This window comes from Streptomyces sp. CO7 (assembly GCF_053474865.1).
In genome coordinates this window covers 323,384-338,935 of record NZ_JBRIOU010000004.1, presented here as the reverse complement: position 1 = coordinate 338,935, position 15,552 = coordinate 323,384, and the positions used below count along the sequence as shown (strand labels likewise).

Sequence of the window (15,552 nt, the reverse complement as noted above, 5' to 3'; positions counted from 1 at the left end):
GCCCGGCACCCCCGACGACCCGGCGACCCCCACCGCGGGCCCCGGCGCGACGGCGGACGAGGACGAGGACGAGAAGGAGCCGGACGGGGAGCCGAGCCGCAGCAGCACCGCCAAGCCGACGAAGAAGCCCACCACCAAGCCGCCGGCCACGCCCGACGACCCGACGGAGGACCCCACCGAGGACCCGACCGAGGAGCCGACGGAGGAGCCCACCGAGGAGCCGACGGAGGAGCCGCCGCCGGTGGACCCGCCGACCGGCCCCGACGAGAGCGTCTCCGCCGGCGCCCCGCAGCCCGGCGAGCCCACCGTCACCATGTCCGCGAGCGTCGAGCCGCAGGTCACCCCGAGCGTGGCCTGACGGCCCGCCGGCCGCACGGCGCCGGGCCCGCGACGCGCACCGCCCCCACGGAGAGGATCCGTGGGGGCGGTGCGGCTCTGCGGGGGCGGGGCGGCGCTGCGGAGAGGTGGCCGCGGCGGTGGCCGCGGGCCGCTCAGAACAGGCGGAGCTTGTCGTCCTCGATGCCGCGCAGACCGTCGTAGTCGAGGACCTGGCAGGCGATGCCCCGGTCCGTCGCCAGCACCCGGGCCTGCGGCTTGATCTCCTGCGCGGCGAACACGCCCCGCACCGGCGCGAGCAACGGGTCGCGGTTCAGCAGCTCCAGATAGCGCGTCAGCTGCTCGACGCCGTCGATCTCCCCGCGCCGCTTGATCTCGACGGCCACCGTCCGCCCCTCGGCGTCCCGGCAGAGGATGTCGACCGGGCCGATCGCCGTCATGTACTCGCGGCGGATCAGCGTGTATCCCTCGCCCAGGGTCTCGATGCGGTCGGCGAGCAGCTCCTGCAGGTGCGCCTCCACGCCGTCCTTGATCAGGCCAGGGTCCACGCCCAGTTCGTGCGAGGAGTCGTGGAGGATCTCCTCCATCGTGATGATCAGCTTCTCGCCGCCCTTGTTGATCACCGTCCAAACGCCGGCCTCGTCGCCGGTGCCCTCCTTGAGGGTGCACGGCGGCGACATCCAGTTCAGCGGCTTGTAGGCGCGGTCGTCCGCGTGGATCGAGACGCTCCCGTCCGCCTTGACCAGGATCAGGCGGGGAGCGGACGGCAGATGAGCGGTGAGGCGCCCCGCGTAGTCGACGGAGCAGCGGGCGATGACAAGACGCATGGTCGGCAACGCTACTCGACCCACGGCGGTCCACGCGATTCGCCCTCGAAGGGCCATGTTCGGTTCTGGCTGATTGTGTGCGGAGCGCGACGATTCGAATCCGGTCAAGTACGCCGTCTCCTGGTGCGCGGCGCGTTCGCGTGCCTACCGTAGTGAACGGGCGGTCGTGGCGCGGGTACAGAGCGTGTCCGCGGTCCGCGACGTCCCTTCCCGTCCGGCAACCCCCTTCGCCGAGGGGGTGCGAGAGGAGTACTCATGTCGCTCGACGTCTCACCGGCCCTGCTCGAACAGGCCGAGCGAGGCGAGGTCGACGAAGCGGCTTTCGTCGACTGCGTCCGGACCTCCCTGCCCTACGCCTGGGAGATGGTCAGCTCCCTGGTGGCCCAGCTCAAGGTGGACGGCGGACCGTTCGCCGACAACCAGACGCCGCCGCCGGACGAGCAGGCACGGGGCCAGCTCCTGCGCGCGCTCGCCAGCGACGCGATCCGGGGGGCCCTGCAGCGCCACTTCGGTGTGCGCCTCGCGTTCCAGAACTGCCACCGCGTCGCGGTGTTCCCGCTGGACGGGAGCGACGAGCGGCTGGCCCGCTTCACCTCCGTGCGCGCCCAGCTGCTCAACCAGTCTCCCGACCTGCGGGACTGCTGACCCCGTGCGGCACGTCCGGAGCCCCGGCGAGGACGGACACGCCCTCGCCGGGGCTCCGGACCGTCCTCCCCGACGGCCGGGTCGCCCGGCCGGCCCTTCACACCAACCGCGGCAGCACCTCGCCGCCGAGCCGCCGCAGGTTCTCCTCGGTGGCCGCGAGGTCTCCCGACCCCTCGGTGAGCAGCGCGAAGCGCCGGATGCCGGTGACCTCCGCCGTGGCGGCGAGCCGGTCGGCGCACCACCGGGGCGTGCCCACCGGGTGCAGCCCGCAGAGCATCTCGGTGTACGCGTACGGATCGCGCATCGCGCGCACCCGGCCGTCCACCGTCACATGGGCGGCAAGGCCCTGTTTCAGCCAACCCGGCATGGCCTTGAGCAGCGTTTCCCGGGCGTCCTCCGGCCGGTCGGCGATCTGGCAGACGCCGGCCGAGACATGGGCCGCGGAGCGGATCTCGTCCTCCGGCCGGCCCGCCGCCCGCGCGTGCTCCTGCCAGGCGCGCACCATCGCGGCCTTCTCCTCGTCCCCGACGTGCATCCCCAGCAGCATGGGCAGCCCGCGCCCGCCGGCCATCCGCACCGTCGCCGGCGAGGTGCACGCCACCACCACCTCGGGGGCGGCGCCGCCCTCCAGCGCCTCGGACGCCCGGGGCACCACCGGCACCTCGCGGAAGCGGAAGCGTCCCAAGTCGCCCGCGACCGTGGGCTCGCGCAGGCAGCGCAGCAGCAGGTCGAGGGAGTCGGGGAACCCCTGCTCGTACGCCTCCAGGCCCGCGCCGAAGACCTCGAGGTCCACCCAGGGACCGCCCCGGCCCACGCCCAGGGAGAAGCGCCCGCCGGAGGTGATGTGCAGCATCGCGGCCTGCTCGCCGAGGGCGACCGGGTGCGTGGTGGGCAGCACGCTGACCGCCGTGCCGACCCGCAGGCGGCGGGTGCGGCCGAGCAGGGTGGCGGCCAGCGTCACGGCCGAGGGGCAGACCCCGTACGGCACGAAATGGTGCTCGGCCAGCCACACCTGGGCCAGCCCCGCCTCCTCGGCGACCTCCGCGGAACGGACCGCGCGGTGCAGCGCCTCGACGTGACCCTGGCCCGGGAACTGGGCGGCGACGACAAAACTTCCGACGTGCATGGACACTTCCTGCTTTCCTGGCTCCCGAGTCGGAGCTCCCCCACGCGGCATAACCGCCTGACACGTGCCGAGGTCACGGCCGGGCCCAGGAATTTGCGGATTGTCTGCAGAATGAGTCACCGATGGGCGCCGAGTGGAGCGGGGACGCCGGTGTCCGGTCGGGCCGCACGCCTTCCGGCGGCCTGCCCGGAGCCCTCGGCCGGGCCGCGTAGGCTGGTGCCCGTCCCCGCCCGACCGTCCACGTGAGGTGAACCGTGTCCCCGCGCCGCAACCGACCCAAGGGCCCCGCCGGAGGGAACGGACGCGGCGGCCCCTTCGCCGGCGACGACGACGAGGGCTCGGGGCGCTACGGCGGCTGGCAGTCGTCGGAGAGCTGGCGGGGCGAGGACTGGAGCGTGCGGCACGTGGCCGGCGCGAGCGGGGCGGGCAAGACCTACCGCTGCCCGGGCTGCGACCAGCCGATCCCCTCCGGCGTCCCGCACGTGGTCGCCTGGCCCTCCCACGCCGGCGTCGACGACCGCCGCCACTGGCACAAGGCCTGCTGGAACGCACGGGACCGCCGGTCGACGAGCGACCGGCGGTCCCGTAACGCGCCGCGGTACTGAGCCGCGCCTCCTAGCGTGCGGCTCACACGTCCCGGTTGGTCTGGACGGCGAAGGCGCCGACGCAGGCGGCGACCGTCAGCCCGGCGAGCAGCGCCGTCTGGGCGCCGCCGTGACCGGTCGACGCGTCGCCCTCGAAGATCAGCGACAGGGCGCTGATGGCGTTGTAGTCGCTCATGAACTGCGCGACGTCCGCCAGGTTCTCGTTGAAGAGCAGGAAGGCCGGCATGATCGCGGGCAGCAGCACCACGCCCAGCATGGTGGTGATGGCGCCCGCCGAGTGCCGCATCATCGACCCCATCGCCAGCGCCAGCACGCCCATCAGTGACACGTACAGCGCGCCCATGAACACCGTCGGCACCCAGGCCGGGTTGCTCCGGGCGTCCACCGTCAGCTGCGTGTAGAGGCCGACCGCGGTGATCGCCACCGCCGCCGTCACGAACGCCACCAGGAAGAACACGACGATCTTCGCGGCCAGCACCCGGTGCCGCTGCGGGGAGGCGGTGAAGGTGGTGCGGATCATGCCCGTGCCGTACTCCGAGGACACCACCAGCACGCCCAGCGAGACCAGGCACATCTGGCCCAGCAGCAGGCCGAAGAAGGCGGGCATCGTGTACGGGGTGTTGAGGTAGGTGTCGCCGTCGACCAGCCCCGCCATCAGGCAGCCGAGCACGACCACCAGCGCCAGGAAGACCCCGAGCGTCCACATCGTGGAGCGCACCGAGCGGATCTTGGTCCACTCCGAGGCGAGCGCGTGGCCCAGGTGGGCCTGCCGGATCGGGATGGGGGAGACGTAGGCGGGGGTCCGGGGCGCCTGGCCCGGGATCTGCCGGGTGTGCTCGGTGTGCTCGGTGCTCATCGGGAGTCCTTGCTGAACGTCGGGCCGTCGGCGGCGTGGACGGGCTGGAGCGGGGCCCCGGGGCCGGGATCGGGGTCCCAGCCGTCCGCCGGTCCGGGCATCGGCGCGGGCCGCATCCCCACCTGCGGGTCGGCGCTGGAGCGGTAGTCGACCATGCTCTGGGTCAGCCGCATGTAGGCCTCCTCCAGCGAGGCGTGGTGCGGGGACAGCTCCCACAGCCGGACGTCCGCCCCGTGGGCGACGTCGCTGATCCGCGGCAGCGGCAGCCCGGTCACCCGCAGCGCCCCGTCCTGCTCGGGCAGCACCTGCGCCCCCGCCTTCGTCAGCGCCGCGGTGAGCGTCTCGCGCTGCTGCGGGCCGGTGTCCGGCACCCGGACGCGGGCGAAACCGGCGGAGTTGGCGGCGATGAAGTCGCGCACGCTCATGTCGGCGAGCAGCCGGCCCCGGGCGATCACCACCAGGTGGTCGGCGGTCAGCGCCATCTCGCTCATCAGGTGCGAGGAGACGAAGACGGTACGGCCCTCGGCGGCCAGCGACTTCATCAGGTTGCGCACCCAGAGGATGCCCTCCGGGTCGAGGCCGTTGACCGGCTCGTCGAAGAGAAGCACCTGCGGGTCGCCGAGCAGCGCGGCGGCGATGCCCAGGCGCTGCCCCATGCCCAGCGAGAAGCCCTTGGTGCGCCGCCCGGCCACCTCCGACAGGCCGACCAGCTCCAGCACGTCGTCCACCCGGTGGGCGGGGATGCCGGAGAGCTGGGCGATGCTCAGCAGGTGCCGGTAGGCGTCCCGGCCGCCGTGCACGGCCTTGGCGTCGAGCAGCGCGCCCACGTGGCGCGGGGCGTTGGGCAGCCGGCGGTACGGCGAGCCGTTGACCGTGACGTGGCCCGCAGTGGGCGTGTCCAGGCCCAGGATCATCCGCATGGTCGTCGACTTGCCGGAGCCGTTGGGCCCGAGGAAGCCGGTGACCATGCCGGGCCGCACCTGGAAGGAAAGGTCGTCCACGGCTGTCTTGTCGCCGTAGCGCTTGGTCAGGCCAACTGCCTCGATCATGCTTCACCCATCGTTCGGCCACCGCGTCGGAACGGACGGGGACGCTGTGCCCCCCATTCGGTTTAGGAGAACATCAGCGGGGCCCGTGGTTCCAGAGTGAAGGCAGGAAATTCCCGGCGCGTCCGGCTAGGCGTCGCGCCGCTGGAGCAGCAGGTAGCCGCCGACGAGGGCCGCCGCGCACCACAACGCCATGATCCCCAGGCCGCCCCAGGGACCGTACGGCACGTCGTCGCCGAGCGTCACCACCTGCATGATCCGCGAACCGGCCTGGTCGGGCAGGTACTGGCCCACCTTCTTGGTCGCCGAGACCGCGCCGAGGATCGGGGACAGCAGGAAGAAGAAGGGCATCAGCACGCCGAGCGCCAGCATCGGCGAACGCAGCATCGCGGCCACGCCCATCGAGAAGACGGCGATCAGCGTCATGTACAGCGCGCCGCCCACCACCGCCCGCAGCACGCCGTCGTCGCCGAGCGCCACCCGGTACGGGCCCAGCACCGCCTGGCCGAGGAGGAACGAGGCGAAGGCGGTGACCAGCGACACCACGAACGCCGGCACGGTCGCCACGGCCAGCTTGGAGGCGTAGAACGTGCCGCGCTGCGGCACCGCGGCCAGCGAGGTGCGGATCATGCCGGTGCTGTACTCGGTGGACACCACCAGGACGCCGAAGACGATCATCGCGAGCTGGCCGAGGCTCATGCCCGCGAAACTGATGAAGGTCGGATCGAAGGTGGCGCGGTCCCGGGCCGGCATCGTCCCGTACTCCCGGCGGGTCAGCCAGGAGATGAGCACTCCGAGGACGACCGTCACCACCAGGGCGACGGAGAGCGTCCAGACGGTGGAGGACACCGACCTGATCTTGGTCCACTCGGAGCGGAGGACCTGCGCGACGGCCATGCTCAACCCTTCTTCCAGTCGGCGCCCCACGGCGCCCGTTCGCCGGCCGCCGGAGTGTCGCTGTGGGCGTGGTACTCGACCGACTCCGCGGTCAGCCGCATGAACGCCTCCTCCAGCGAGGCCTGCTGCGGGCTCAGCTCGTGCAGCACCAGGCCGTGCCGGGCGGCCAGTTCGCCGACCTGCTCGGAGGCCACCCCGTCGAGCTCCAGCGTGCCGCCGGTCTCCATGGCGGTCAGGCCGGCCGAGCGCAGCACGTCCAGGAACCGCTCCCGCTCGGGGGTGCGCACGCGGACGTAGGAACGGGAGTTGCGTTCGATGAAGTCCGCCATCGACAGGTCGGCCAGCAGGCGGCCCTGCCCGATCACCACCAGGTGCTCGGCGGTCAGCGCCATCTCGCTCATCAGGTGCGAGGAGACGAAGACCGTACGGCCCTCGGACGCCAGGCGCTGCATCAGGGTGCGGATCCAGTGGATGCCCTCCGGGTCCAGCCCGTTGACCGGCTCGTCGAACATCAGGATCCGCGGGTCGCCCAGCAGCGCGGCGGCGATGCCCAGGCGCTGCCCCATGCCCATGGAGAACCCCTTGGACTTCTTCCTCGCCACGGCGGTCAGCCCGACCACGTCCAGCACCTCGTGCACCCGCCGCTCGGGCAGGCCGTTGCTCTGGGCGAGGCACAGGAGGTGGTGGTAGGCGCTGCGGCCGCCGTGGTTGGCGTTCGCGTCGAGCAGTGCCCCTATGGTCCGCAGCGGGTCGTGCAGCTCGGCGTAGCGGCGTCCCTCGATACGGACCGCGCCGGAGGTCGGGTGGTCCAGGCCGAGGATCATCCGCATGGTGGTGGACTTGCCGGCGCCGTTGGGTCCGAGGAAGCCGGTGACGATGCCCGGCCGCACCTCGAAGGTCAGGTCGTTCACCGCGACCTTCTCGCCGTACCGCTTGGTGAGCCCCTCCAGCGCAATCATGGCCACCACCGTAGGGGGGCGCGGGATGCGGTGCCAGCGGAACGCGCGGCCACGTGCCGGGCACGCGGAAGGCCCGCACCGCGGGGGACGGTACGGGCCTTCCGGACAGGGCCGTGGGTGCGGGCCGCGGGGCGGTCCGTGGGTCAGCGGGTCTGCTGGGCCGGGACCGTGCGGACCGGCTCCTCGTCGGCGGGGGAGCTCGCCGCCGCGACCGCCGCGCCCGTGAGGGTCGCCAGCATCTCGCGCACGTTGGTCAGCTGCGCGTTGATCGAGTCGCGACGGTTGGTCAGCGCCGCCAGCTCGCGCTCGGATTCCGAACGGATCCGGTCGGCCTTGGCGTTCGCGTCCGCGACGATGTCCTCGGCCTGGCGCTGCGCGGTCTCCACCGTCTGGCGGGCACGGCGCTCGGCGTCGGTGCGCAGCTTCTCGGCCTCCAGGCGCAGCTGCTCGGCGCGGTGCTCGATCTCGGCGAGGCGCTTCTCCGCCTTGGCCTGACGCGAGGCCAGGTCACGCTCCGACTGCTCCCGGCGCTTGGCCAGGTTGGTCTCGAAGTCGGCGGCGGCCTGCGCGGCCTTGGCGCGGGTGTCCTCGAAGAGGGCATCCGCCTCCTCACGCTTGGCCTGGGCGTCCTTCTGCGCGTCCGAGCGCAGCTGGGACGCGTCCGACTTGGCCTTCTCGACGATCCGCAGACCCTCGTCGTCCGCCTTCGCCCTGCGGTCCACGGCGTACGACTCGGCGTCGTTGCGGACCTGCTGGGCGGCGGCCTCGGCGAGCTCCCGGTGCTGCTCGGCGGCGCGGCGGGCCTCCTCGCGCAGGTCCTTCGCCTCCTCCTCGGCGAGACGGAGGATCTTCTCGACGCGGGCGCCGAGGCCGGCGTAGGACGGCTCCGACTCGTCGGGCTGCGCCTGGACGTTCTGCGTCTCGAGGTGGAGTTCCTCGATGCGCTTCTCCAGCGCGGTGATGCGGGCGAGCGCGCTGTCGCGGTCGGAGACGAGCTTCGAGATACGTTCGTCCACCTGAGCGCGGTCGTACCCACGCCGGACCAGCTCGAAGCCGTAGGGGGAAGTGTCGCTCATGGGGTTCCTGTCGAAGAGACCGGTGAGGTGATAGAGGGAATCCTAGGCTGCCGGGCGGCGTGTCATCGAGCGGAAAGCCCGATTCATCGGGAGAATGCCGCCCTGTTCGGGTGGAAATCGCCGGTCTTGACCTGGGTTACAACGGTCGGACCGTCCCAAGGACACCGAAATTCACCCACCGCTCAGTTGTCGGACGACTTGCCACCCGATCGGGTGTTCCCTGCCGAGGCCCCCGCCTTGACGCCGGTGTCCTTGCCGGCGCCGGGCACCTCGAAGGACTCCAACGCCTCCAGCACGTCCTGGACACGGGAGATCTCGGCGTTGATGTCCTCGCGGCGGCGCACCAGCACCTCGAGCTCGCGCTTGCCCTCCTCGACCGTCCGCTCGGCCTCGGCGACGGCGTCCGCCTTGATCTTCTCCGCCTCGGCGACCAGCGACGCCTTCTTCTGCTCGGCGCCCTTGAGCAGCTCCTCGGCCTTCCGCACGGCGGCGATCCGGACCTTGCCGGCCTCGGAATTCGCCTCCGCCATCAGGTCCTTGGCCTTGGCCTCCGCCTTGGCCAGCTGCTCCTCGGCCGCCTTGATCAGCGCGTCGCAGCGCTCGCCGGCGGACTTCATCGTCTCGGCGGTCTCGCGGCGGGCCCGCTCGTGCAGCTCCTCCACCTCGGCCGTGATCCGGTCGCGCAGCTCCTCGGCGCGCTCGCGGATCGCCGTGGCGTCCCGGCGGGTGCCGACCAGCAGCTCGTCGGCGTCCTTGCGGGCCTTCTCCACCAGGGAGTTGCCCTCGACCGTCGCCTCGGAGACCAGCCGGTCGGCCTCCTGGCGGGCCGCGCCGACCATGGTGTCGGCCTGCGCCTCCGCGTCCGCGGTGGTCCGCAGGGCCTGCTGCTGCGCGTCGGCGAGCAGCTTGTCGGCCTCGGCGGCCGTCTCGGAGATGAGGACGTCGACCTGCTCGGCGGCCTCGGAGCGGCGCTTGTTGGCGTCCTGACGGGCCTCGTCGAGGGTGCGTTCGGCCTCCTCGCGGGCCGCCGCGGTGAGCCGGTCGGCCTCGGCCTCCGCCTTCTCGCGCAGCCGGCGGGACTCCTCGCGGGTGCGCTCGGCACGCTCCTGCGCCGTGGCCACCGTCTGCGCCGCCTCGGCGCGCAGCCGCTCGCTCTCGGCGGCCGTCTCCGAGGCGAGCCGCTCGGCCTCGCTGCGGGCCTCGGCGCGCAGCCGCTCGCTCTCGGCGACGGTCTCGGACGTGAGCCGTTCCGCCTCGCTGCGGGCCTCGCCGATCAGCCGCTCGCTCTCGGCGGCGGTCTCGGAGGTGAGCCGCTCGGCCTCGCTGCGGGCCTCGCCGATCAGGGTGTCCGCCTGGGTCGCGGCCTCGCTGCGGATCCGGTTGGCGTCGTCACGGGCCTCGGCGCGCGTCCGGGACGCCGTCCGCTCGGCCTCGGCCGTCGTCTCGGCGGCCTCCTCGCGGGCCCGGCGGGCCTTCTCCTCGGCCTCGGTGCGCAGCCGCTCCGCCTCGGCCGCCGCCTCCGTGACGGTGCGCTCGGCGAGCGCCTTCGCGGCGTCCGACTCCTCGCGGGCGGTACCGAGGATGCGGCTCGCGTCCGCAGCGGCCCGCTCCCGCTCGGCGTAGGCGTCGGAGCGGACCCGGTCCGCCTCCTCCTCGGCCTCCTTGCGGGCACGGTCGGCCGCCACCTCGGCGGCGGTGCGCAGACCCTGGATCTCCTCCTGGGCCTGCTCGTGCAGCCCGGCCACCGACTCGCGCACCTGCTGGGCGTGCTGCTCGGCCGCCGACACCATCTCGCCGGACCGGCGCTCGGCGTCCTCGACCAGACGCAGCGCCTCGGCCTGCGCCTCCTCGACCCGCTTGCGGGCCGAGGCGAGCAGTTCCTCGCTCTGCTCGCGGGCCCGCTCGCGCTCCTGGCCGGCCTCCTCGCGGGCGGCGCCCAGGAGCTCTTCGGCCTCGCGTCGGCGGCGGGCGGCCTCCTCCTGCGCGGCGGCCAGGGTCTCGGCGGCCTCGGTCTCGATGCGCTCGGCGGCCGTCCTGGCCTCGGCGCGCAGCCGGTCGGCGGTCTCCTGGGCGTCCGTCTTCAGCCGCTCGGCCTCGGCGGCGGCCTCGGTGCGCAGCCGGACGGCTACCGACTCGCCCTCGGCACGCGAGGCGGCCGCGTCGCCGGCGGCCTCGGTCCGCAGCCGCTCCGCCTCTTCCTCGGCCTGGGCGCGCAGCGAGGCGATCCGCTCGGCGGCCTCGGTGCGCAGCCGCTCGGTCTCCTCGGCGGTCTCCCGGCGCAGGCGCTCGGCCTCGGCGCGGGCCTCGGTCAGCGCCTCCTCGGCGGCCGCGTGCCGCTCCTCGGTCTCGGTGCGCAGCCGGTTGAGCTCCTCGGCCGCCTCCGCCCTGCGGGCCTCGGCCGCGGCCTCGGCCTCCTCGCGCAGCGCACGGGCGGCCTCCTCGGCCTCGGTGCGCACCTCCTCGGCGCGCTCGGCGGCCTCCGCCTTGAGCCGGTCCGCCTCGGCGCGGGCGCGTTCCAGCGCCTCGTCGGCCTGGCGGCGCAGCGCGGTGGCGCGGGTGAGGGCCTCGGTGCGGGTCTTCTCGCTGTCCGCGGTGGCGGTCTGCCGCATGTCGTCGGCGTCGGCCTTGGCCTTGGCGAGCAGCTCCTCGGCCGACTTGGCGGCCTCCTCGATCTGCTGGACGGCCTCCTTGCGGGCCTCCTGCCGGATCCGCTCGCCCTCGGCGACCGCGTCCGAACGCAGCTGCTCGGCCTCGCCGCGCAGGCGGCGCGCCTCCTCCTGCAGCTCGACCGTGCGGGCGCGGTACTCCTCGGTGTCGTCCTTGGCGCTGCCCTTGAGCTGCTCGGCGATCTCGTGCGCCTCGGCGCGCAGCCGGTCGGCCTCGGCCTCCGCCTCGGTGCGGATCCGCTCGGCCTCGTCGGCGGCGGCCCTGGTGGTCTTCTTCGCGTCCTCGGAGGCCTTGGTGAGGACCTCCTCGGCGGTGCGGGCGGCCTGCGCGAGCTGGGTGGCGCTCTCCTCCGCGGTGGCCGCGCGGGCCTTCTCGGCGGCCTCGGCGACGATCTTCTCCGCCTCGGCCCGGGCGGCGGCGACGATCTGCTCGGCCTCGGCCTTGGTGGTCTCGGCCTCCTCGTTGGCCTCGCCGACCAGCCGGGCGACCTGCTCCTTGGCCGTGCGGATGCGCTGCTCCTGCGCGGCCTCGGCGCCGGCCAGCGCCTTGGTGGCGGCCTCCTTGGCCTCCGTGACGACCTTGTCGGCCTCGGCCCGGGCGGTGCGCAGGGCCTCCTCGGCCTCGGCCATCCGCTGCTCGGCGGCGCGGCTGAGCTCGGTGGCCTGACGGCGGGCCGTGTCGGACTCGGCGACGGTGGTGGTGCGCAGCCGCTCCGCGTGCTCGGTGGCCTCCTGGGCCTGCGCGGAGGCGGCGTTCAGCAGGCGCTCGGCGTCGGTGCGGGCGCGGCGCAGGATCTGGTCGGCCTCCGAGCGGGCGGCCTCCGCCTCGCCGGACAGCCGCTGGCGGGCCTCGGTGACCAGCCGCTCGGCCTCGGCGCGGGCGGCGGCCATGGCCTGCTCGGCCTCGGCACGGGACTCCTCGAGGAGCCGGCGGGCCTGCTGCTCGGTGCGCGAGCGCAGCTGCTCGGCCCAGGCGACGTTCTCGTTGACGTGCGACTCGACGGTCGCGCGGCGCTCGGCGAGTTCCTGGTCGAGCTGCTGCCGGCGGGTGACCGCCTCGGTGTGCAGCTCGCTCTGCAGACGGGCCGCCTGCTCGGCGTGCTCCTGGAGGATCCGCTGGGTCTGCGCCCGGACCTGGCTCAGCTCGCGCTCGGCGTCCTGCCGGAGCTGGTCGGCCTGCATCTGGGCGTTCCGCAGCAGCTGTTCGGCGTGGTAGCCGATGTCGCCGCCCTCGAAAGGGGGCCGGAACATGAGGGTGCGGCGCGCCTCGTGGAGCTTGGCGCGCAGCACCTCGACCTGGTAGCCGAGATCCTCGGCGTGCTGGATCGCCTTCTCCCGCTCGGTCTTCAGCCGCTTCATCTCGGCCTCGAACCGAGTCAGGTGGTCGACGTCATCCGCCGGTTCCCGCTCCTGGCTTTCGTAGCCCCGCACAGCGCGGTCCCATCCGTCCCCTGGTCGCAAGCGTGTCAACGAGCTCCGTCCAGTCGGTCGGACGGGGCCCCCGGGGAGTGGTGTCGGACTCGCTGGGCAAGGGCTGCTGCCTGCCCGCGCGCCCCCCGATACCCGGACCCCGGCCCGCGGTCGCCACTCCGCCGGAGACCCGGGAAGAGACGACCGCCCCCACCCTACCGGCCCCTTTCGGGGGAGGTCAGTGGTCCGCGGACTCGGAAGGGGCCGAAGTGACCAGTTCTGTCAGGACTCCGTGGCAGTCCTTGGGGTGCAGGAAGGTGATCCGGGAGCCCATCGAACCCGTCCGCGGCTCCTCGTAGAGGACCCGGACGCCCTTGTCCTTGATGTCCGCCGCGTCCGCGTCGACGTCGGCGGTGCCGAAGGCGATGTGGTGCACGCCCTCGCCGTTCTTGGCCAGCCACTTCGCGACGGTGGAGTCCTCGCGGGTGGGTTCGAGGAGCTGGAGGTAGGAGGCGCCGCCGTCCGACGTATCGTTGATCTTGAGCATGGCCTCGCGGACCCCCTGTTCCTCGTTGATCTCGGAATGGAAGACCTCGAAGCCGTACGTGGCCCGGTAGAACTCCACGGTCCGATCCAGGTCGAAGCAGGCGATTCCGATGTGGTCGATTCGCGTCAGCATGCGGTCCAGTGCAGCGTGCACGGAGCGGTTACGCAACGTGCGCGCGATCACACCCGCGGCACGGTGACGCCCCGACTACCGCTCAGTACATTCGAGGAAACCCTCACGTCAATTCCACGGCCGGCAGGCCGGAAGGGACGCTTTCATGTCCGGAACGAACAGCTCGGTGATCGTCGCGGGTGCGCGCACGCCCATGGGGCGACTGCTGGGCTCGCTGAAGAACTTCTCCGGCGCAGACCTCGGCGGTTTCGCCATCAAGGCCGCCCTCGACCGTGCGGGGATCGGGGGCGACCAGGTGCAGTACGTGATCATGGGTCAGGTGCTGCAGGCCGGCGCCGGCCAGATCCCGGCGCGCCAGGCCGCCGTCAAGGCGGGCATCCCGATGAACGTGCCCGCGCTCACCATCAACAAGGTCTGCCTCTCCGGCCTCGACGCGATCGCGCTGGCCGACCAGCTGATCCGGGCCGGCGAGTTCGACATCGTCGTGGCCGGCGGCCAGGAGTCGATGACCAACGCCCCGCACCTGCTGCCGAAGTCCCGTGAGGGCTTCAAGTACGGCGCGGTCCAGATGCTCGACGCGATGGCCTACGACGGCCTCACCGACGCCTTCGAGAACATCGCGATGGGCGAGTCGACCGAGAAGCACAACACCCGCCTGGGCATCGGCCGCGCCGAGCAGGACGAGATCGCGGCCCTCTCCCACCAGCGGGCCGCCGCCGCGCAGAAGAACGGCGTCTTCGACGCCGAGATCACCCCGGTCGAGATCCCGCAGCGCAAGGGCGAGCCGGTGGTCTTCAGCAAGGACGAGGGCATCCGCCCGGAGACCACCGCGGAGTCCCTCGGCAAGCTGCGCCCCGCCTTCTCCAAGGAGGGCACCATCACGGCCGGCTCCTCCTCGCAGATCTCCGACGGCGCCGCCGCCGTCGTGGTGATGAGCAGGGCCAAGGCCGAGGAGCTGGGCCTGGAGTGGATCGCCGAGATCGGCGCCCACGGCAACGTGGCCGGCCCGGACAACTCGCTGCAGTCGCAGCCGTCCAACGCCATCGCGCACGCGCTGAAGAAGGACGGCCTGGAGGTCGCCGACCTCGACCTGATCGAGATCAACGAGGCCTTCGCGGCGGTCGCCGTGCAGTCAATGAAGGACCTCGGCGTTTCCTCGGAAAAGGTGAACGTCAACGGCGGCGCGATCGCGCTCGGTCACCCGATCGGCATGTCCGGCGCGCGGCTGGTGCTGCACCTGGCGCTGGAGCTCAAGCGGCGCGGCGGCGGCGTCGGCGCGGCCGCGCTGTGCGGCGGCGGCGGTCAGGGCGACGCGCTGATCCTGCGCGTGCCGAAGGCCTGACCCTCCCTTCGGGCGCCTGACCCGCCCCTTCGTGGGCCGGTCAGGTTCCGCCCGTCTACGATCCCGTTGGTCCCTCACCTGAACGGAGCTGTTGGATGCAGGACGTCGCCTCGCTGGTCGCCCAGGCGCGGGAGGGCCGGCCGCGGGCCGTGGCCCGGCTGATCTCCCTGGTGGAGGGGGCGTCCCCGCAGCTGCGGGAGGTGATGGCCGCGCTCGCGCCGCTGACCGGCGGCGCGTACGTGGTCGGGCTGACGGGATCGCCGGGCGTGGGCAAGTCGACGTCCACCTCGGCGCTGGTGACGGCGTACCGCAAGCAGGGCAGGCGGGTCGGCGTGCTCGCGGTCGACCCGTCCTCCCCCTTCTCCGGCGGCGCGCTGCTGGGAGACCGGGTGCGGATGTCGGAGCACGCCTCCGACCCCGGCGTGTACATCCGGTCCATGGCCACCCGGGGGCACCTGGGCGGCCTCGCCTGGGCGGCGCCGCAGGCGATCCGGGTGCTCGACGCCGCCGGGTGCGACGTGGTCCTCGTCGAGACGGTGGGCGTGGGACAGTCCGAGGTGGAGATCGCCTCGCAGGCCGACACCTCGATGGTGCTGCTCGCGCCGGGCATGGGCGACGGCATCCAGGCGGCCAAGGCCGGAATCCTGGAGATCGGCGACGTCTACGTCGTCAACAAGGCGGACCGGGACGGGGCGGACGCCACGGCCCGGGAGCTCAACCACATGCTCGGCCTCGGCGAGGCGCGGGAGCCGGGGGACTGGCGGCCGCCGATCGTCAAGACCGTCGCCGCGCGCGGCGAGGGCGTCGACGAGGTCGTCGAGGCGCTGGAGAAGCACCGGGCGTGGATGGAGGAGCGCGGGGTGCTGCAGCAGCGGCGGCTCGCGCGGGCGGAGCGCGAGGTGGAGACCATCGCCGTCACCGCGCTCCGGGAGCGGATCGGGGACCTGCACGGCGACCGCCGCCTCGGCGCCCTCGCCGAGCGGATCGTCGCCGGCGAGCTGGACCCGTACCGCGCCGCCGACGAACTGGTGGCGGGCCTCACCGCGTCCTGACCCCGGGCGTCCGCCGCGGGACGCTTTCCT

General features: G+C 73.2%; 13 protein-coding genes and 1 pseudogene. 5 read left to right on the top strand and 9 right to left on the bottom strand.

Translation table 11 applies throughout. From position 1 onward, the window contains the following. A pseudogene (locus ACOV8S_RS14235) lies at window positions 1-358 on the top strand (hypothetical protein); the annotation flags it as partial. Between the two features lie 133 nt (window positions 359-491). Here the strand turns inward: ACOV8S_RS14235 and nucS are convergent. Continuing rightward, complete coding sequence (nucS, locus tag ACOV8S_RS14230) at window positions 492-1,163, bottom strand: endonuclease NucS (protein WP_170145087.1); 672 nt, start codon at window positions 1,161-1,163, stop codon at window positions 492-494. 255 nt (window positions 1,164-1,418) lie between these two features. On the opposite strand from nucS, the gene ACOV8S_RS14225 reads away from it, so the two are divergent. Next, window positions 1,419-1,808 (top strand): SCO5389 family protein, encoded by a 390-nt coding sequence (locus ACOV8S_RS14225; RefSeq protein ID WP_448318180.1) that lies wholly within the window; start codon window positions 1,419-1,421, stop codon window positions 1,806-1,808. 97 nt (window positions 1,809-1,905) lie between these two features. On the opposite strand, the gene ACOV8S_RS14220 is transcribed toward ACOV8S_RS14225, so the two are convergent. Then, the gene (locus ACOV8S_RS14220) at window positions 1,906-2,934 is read right to left on the bottom strand and encodes an LLM class flavin-dependent oxidoreductase (protein ID WP_448318861.1); all 1,029 of its coding nucleotides are present in this window, start codon (window positions 2,932-2,934) and stop codon (window positions 1,906-1,908) included. Window positions 2,935-3,188: 254 nt separating this feature from the next. Between ACOV8S_RS14220 and ACOV8S_RS14215 the strand changes: the two genes are divergently transcribed. Then, window positions 3,189-3,539, top strand: a complete 351-nt coding sequence (locus tag ACOV8S_RS14215; RefSeq protein WP_448318179.1) for an ATP/GTP-binding protein — start codon at window positions 3,189-3,191, stop codon at window positions 3,537-3,539. Window positions 3,540-3,561: 22 nt separating this feature from the next. Here ACOV8S_RS14215 and ACOV8S_RS14210 read toward each other — a convergent pair whose 3' ends face one another. The 7 genes from ACOV8S_RS14210 to mce form a co-directional block, all read right to left on the bottom strand. After that, window positions 3,562-4,395, bottom strand: coding sequence for an ABC transporter permease (locus ACOV8S_RS14210; protein WP_448318178.1), 834 nt, complete (start codon window positions 4,393-4,395; stop codon window positions 3,562-3,564). Beyond that, window positions 4,392-5,444, bottom strand: coding sequence for an ABC transporter ATP-binding protein (locus tag ACOV8S_RS14205; RefSeq protein WP_448318177.1), 1,053 nt, complete (start codon window positions 5,442-5,444; stop codon window positions 4,392-4,394). The genes ACOV8S_RS14210 and ACOV8S_RS14205 overlap by 4 nt, the downstream gene beginning before the upstream one ends. Before the next feature lie 126 nt (window positions 5,445-5,570). Further along, the gene (locus ACOV8S_RS14200) at window positions 5,571-6,338 is read right to left on the bottom strand and encodes an ABC transporter permease (RefSeq protein ID WP_448318176.1); all 768 of its coding nucleotides are present in this window, start codon (window positions 6,336-6,338) and stop codon (window positions 5,571-5,573) included. A 2-nt stretch (window positions 6,339-6,340) separates the two neighbouring features. Next, window positions 6,341-7,297: an ATP-binding cassette domain-containing protein gene (locus tag ACOV8S_RS14195; protein ID WP_448318175.1), complete on the bottom strand. Its 957-nt coding sequence runs from the start codon at window positions 7,295-7,297 to the stop codon at window positions 6,341-6,343. A 143-nt stretch (window positions 7,298-7,440) separates the two neighbouring features. Then, window positions 7,441-8,373, bottom strand: a complete 933-nt coding sequence (locus tag ACOV8S_RS14190; protein WP_351111808.1) for a cellulose-binding protein — start codon at window positions 8,371-8,373, stop codon at window positions 7,441-7,443. Between the two features lie 182 nt (window positions 8,374-8,555). After that, complete coding sequence (gene scy / locus ACOV8S_RS14185) at window positions 8,556-12,470, bottom strand: polarized growth protein Scy (RefSeq protein ID WP_448318173.1); 3,915 nt, start codon at window positions 12,468-12,470, stop codon at window positions 8,556-8,558. 217 nt (window positions 12,471-12,687) lie between these two features. Continuing rightward, window positions 12,688-13,128: a methylmalonyl-CoA epimerase gene (gene mce, locus ACOV8S_RS14180; protein ID WP_351111812.1), complete on the bottom strand. Its 441-nt coding sequence runs from the start codon at window positions 13,126-13,128 to the stop codon at window positions 12,688-12,690. A 145-nt stretch (window positions 13,129-13,273) separates the two neighbouring features. Here mce and ACOV8S_RS14175 point away from each other — a divergent pair, with 145 nt between their 5' ends. Beyond that, complete coding sequence (locus tag ACOV8S_RS14175; RefSeq protein ID WP_448318172.1) at window positions 13,274-14,470, top strand: acetyl-CoA C-acetyltransferase; 1,197 nt, start codon at window positions 13,274-13,276, stop codon at window positions 14,468-14,470. Window positions 14,471-14,565: 95 nt separating this feature from the next. Continuing rightward, entirely contained in the window at window positions 14,566-15,522 is a 957-nt protein-coding gene (gene meaB, locus ACOV8S_RS14170) for a methylmalonyl Co-A mutase-associated GTPase MeaB (RefSeq protein WP_448318171.1), read from the top strand. Window positions 15,523-15,552 lie beyond the last annotated feature (30 nt).